Annotated in this window: 5 protein-coding genes; all 5 read right to left on the bottom strand. The window is 44.9% G+C overall.

From position 1 onward, the window contains the following. Positions 1–162: 162 nt before the first annotated feature. The 5 genes from VNK96_04080 to VNK96_04060 all read right to left on the bottom strand — a co-directional run bounded on the left by VNK96_04080 (position 163) and on the right by VNK96_04060 (position 2,335). Positions 163–492, bottom strand: coding sequence for a hypothetical protein (locus VNK96_04080; protein ID HWP30893.1), 330 nt, complete (start codon positions 490–492; stop codon positions 163–165). Then, on the bottom strand, positions 474–1,160 hold the full coding sequence (locus VNK96_04075; protein ID HWP30892.1) for a hypothetical protein: 687 nt from the start codon (positions 1,158–1,160) through the stop codon (positions 474–476). Before VNK96_04075 ends, VNK96_04080 begins: the two co-directional genes overlap by 19 nt. Positions 1,161–1,314: 154 nt before the next feature. Then, entirely contained in the window at positions 1,315–1,668 is a 354-nt protein-coding gene (locus VNK96_04070; protein HWP30891.1) for a hypothetical protein, read from the bottom strand. Then, positions 1,655–1,873 carry a hypothetical protein gene (locus VNK96_04065; protein ID HWP30890.1) on the bottom strand — a complete coding sequence of 73 codons (219 nt, stop codon included), beginning with the start codon at positions 1,871–1,873 and terminating at the stop codon, positions 1,655–1,657. Before VNK96_04065 ends, VNK96_04070 begins: the two co-directional genes overlap by 14 nt. A 54-nt stretch (positions 1,874–1,927) precedes the next feature. Next, complete coding sequence (locus VNK96_04060; GenBank protein HWP30889.1) at positions 1,928–2,335, bottom strand: hypothetical protein; 408 nt, start codon at positions 2,333–2,335, stop codon at positions 1,928–1,930. Positions 2,336–2,524 lie beyond the last annotated feature (189 nt).

Raw genomic sequence — 2,524 nt, 5'->3', positions numbered from 1 at the left:
CTCTCTCTGGTATATATACACCCACCCACCCACCTCCCCATCTCCCCACTTCCTCACTCTCCAACAGCCAGACAGCCACAAAAACCCAGCCCACGATAGAGAAACTATGTTCTCTGTTATATGGATTCTGTGTTGTTTGGTTAGTCTCTGGGCTTTGTTGGTTTAGGGGTGTTCGAGTTCGTGTTCTTCTGAGCTTGTGAAGCATCTGTTGAAAATCATGCGTCTTCTTATTCTGGATTCGTCGTATTGTAGCCTGCCCCAGTCGTCTCCGAATAGTGTTCTAATCCTCCATATTGTTTCTGGGTCTAGGCTGTCTATTAGTAGGTAGATGTGGTAGCCGTGTTTTGTCTTGAATATCCTTCTAGGTATATAGCTGTACTGGTATAGGGCTTTCTCAAGTGCTAGTGGGTCTACATAGTAGTTCTTGGGTATCTCGGTGTCAACATCTATACAGGGGTATCTCCTAGGAGTCCTCACTTTGTTTTTCTCCATAGCAGTTCAGCCTCTTCCTCTATCTCTCCATAGTCCTTCGAGTCATATTCATAGTTTTTGTTCCATGTTAGCTCCCATTCGATTATCACTTTATCCCCCCTCACGGCTTCTGACAGCGGTTTTGTTTCTTCCGTAACCTCCTCAGATACTCTTTTTATACCGCTCAGCATCTCTTTTCTTCCCTCAACCTCCTCAACCCTTTTCACTATCATCTCACTTGCTAGTGGATAGACGCCCAGGTTTATCCCTACATCTTCGGCTAATAGAGCTGCTGTCCTATCGTTCTCATCAATCGGTCTAACTTCGAATAAAAACGGGTGGGGGATATTCAGAACCAAATCCCATGTCTCTATCCTCTTCTTTCCTGTGTATCTGGTGTTGATCGTCTTCTGGCATATCGGCAATACCCAGTCGTTGGTCTCTGCATCCCATAGCCTTAGCTCTCTTAAGAAGTTGGAGAGCCTCTTATATGAGCATCTATATGTCTCGCAAATAGCTCTGGTAGCCGTGTCTATCCCAACTTGGTTTAGCACTCCATAGTGATAGGCTTGGACAGCCAAGAACAGGTTGTAATCGGTAAGCGTATAGCTGGCTCTATATTTCCTCATATAATGCTGTTCTATATAGCTTCTAAGCTGTTCCTCGCTTCCACATCTCCCTCTCATCATTTTCTATCATCTCTGGCATTGGTTGAGGTATCTCATTATAATCTCTATTATCTTCTCATCATATATAATTGCTACCAATCTGTTTCCATTAGCCCTGTCCATTATCTTAATCACTGTCTTATCGTTAAACATTTCTCTGTGGTAGCAGTATCTCCTACGTATTAGGTTGAGTATCGGCTCCACCTTCCTCCCCCTCCCTCTTTTCTTTCCAGGTTTCTCTCCTTATGTATCTAACGTCTCCAAGCTTTACGATCATCTCCGAGTCATCTAGCTTCAGCCTTATCCAGTTATACATCGGGTTAAAGCATATGAATACAGCTATAACTTCTTCTCTGGCGAATCCCTTTATCCTTATCCTTATGATGTCCCCGCTCTTCAGCAGCATCCCGCTTATGTTCACCTTTCTAAGGCATATCTGCTTCCTCCTCCTCTGCAGCTCTTCAACCCTTCTCTGTATTATGTCATCATCTGTCTCGAATTCTCTCTCCTCTATCTCAACCCCGCTCATAGCATCTCCCCCTCCTAGCTGTTATCAATCCAAGGAATCTGATCACTATTGTCTCTCCATCATCCTCTATCTTTCCGCTTCTGAGCTGTGTCAGCATCTCGTCTATCAGCTCGCTTGAGCATACCCCGTATTTCCTCCTCATATATTCTAGGAATATTTTGTTCTCCTGGGTGATTGTTATGTCAATCCTGGTTCTGCTCTTCACATCCATCACCTCTGTATCTGCATATGTGGGTCTTTATGCTGTCCTTTGAGACTGTTATGGGGGAGCGAGTGATATGTATTTGTTGTTCTTAGCAATCCTAACCTTAACCGCCTTTCCACTCCTCAGCAGCGGGTCTATCTCCTCAGTCAGCTGCCTAATCACTACTTTGCTGAATGTATAGGCTTCCTGCTCCCTCCCCTCGGGCGGTGTGAAGAACCTTATCACTGCCATCTGTGCTCCTAGCCTCGCTGATCTCAGCAGCTCGTAGCCCGTTATCACTATTGTTGAACCGTCTAGCTCGGCTAGGTTTATCCGCTCCTTCCACTGTCTTTTGTATTCAACTATTTCTCTTGGTTGGGTTTGTTGGGCGGCTTCAGCGGCGGGCGGGGAAAAAGCCGCCTCGGCCGCCCCAGGTTTATCCCCATACTCTATCCGCATTTTAGAGCCCTTTTTCTCTGCCATACGGGCTCTCCATGTGTATAGGGGTTTCGGGGTTTAAAAGGCTGATGTCCACAAATGTGTATATTCTGTGCACAATTGTATACATCTGTGTGCTTCTGTGCATATCTAGACACAAAAACTATATAGAAAAAACTATGTATAGATTATTGTCTTTTTCTCCTTCTCTCTGCTAGTAGGAGCAATAGCAAT

The sequence above is a fragment of the Fimbriimonadales bacterium genome (assembly GCA_035559795.1).
Lineage (GTDB): Bacteria > Armatimonadota > Fimbriimonadia > Fimbriimonadales > ATM1 > DATMAR01.
The sequence above is the reverse complement of the archived record's forward strand: the minus strand, read 5'-3'. Positions and strand labels throughout refer to the sequence as shown.

Excerpts from the sequence above, each read along its gene's own strand:
- VNK96_04080 (HWP30893.1), bottom strand. The coding sequence starts at position 492 with ATGGAGAAAAACAAAGTGAGGACTCCTAGGAGATACCCCTGTATAGAT.
- VNK96_04075 (HWP30892.1), bottom strand. The coding sequence starts at position 1,160 with ATGATGAGAGGGAGATGTGGAAGCGAGGAACAGCTTAGAAGCTATATA.
- VNK96_04070 (HWP30891.1), bottom strand. The coding sequence starts at position 1,668 with ATGAGCGGGGTTGAGATAGAGGAGAGAGAATTCGAGACAGATGATGAC.
- VNK96_04060 (HWP30889.1), bottom strand. The coding sequence starts at position 2,335 with ATGGCAGAGAAAAAGGGCTCTAAAATGCGGATAGAGTATGGGGATAAA.